We start from the raw sequence: 402 nt of genomic DNA on the forward strand, positions 1-402 counted from the left end.
GCATTGACGTTAAGCGGCGTGACACTCAGTCCGGCATTTGCCAGCGGCACATTAACGTACACCGCAAATGTAGCTAACGACGTGACGAGCACGACAGTTGCGGCAAGCAAGAGTACTGCAACAGCTGCGATTACAGCAGCCGATCTAGGTTTGAAACAGTTATCGGTAGGAGAGAATGTGATCACCGTTCATGTAACAGCAGAAGACGGCAGCACAAAAGATTATACGGTAACCGTAACGCGTGCTAAAAATTCAGATGCAACGCTAAGTGCATTGACGTTAAGCGGCGTGACACTCAGTCCGGCATTTGCCAGCGGCACATTAACGTACACCGCAAATGTAGCTAACGACGTGACGAGCACGACAGTTGCGGCAAGCAAGAGTACTGCAACAGCTGCGATT

General features: G+C 50.5%; 1 protein-coding gene. It reads left to right on the plus strand.

Annotated features, from left to right (window positions below):
• A partial coding sequence (locus AB4Z45_RS33070; RefSeq protein WP_441913839.1) for a cadherin-like beta sandwich domain-containing protein occupies positions 1–402 on the plus strand: 402 nt, incomplete at both ends.

The organism is Paenibacillus sp. MCAF9, from assembly GCF_052114265.1.
In the GTDB taxonomy this organism is placed as follows: Bacteria; Bacillota; Bacilli; order Paenibacillales; family Paenibacillaceae; genus Pristimantibacillus.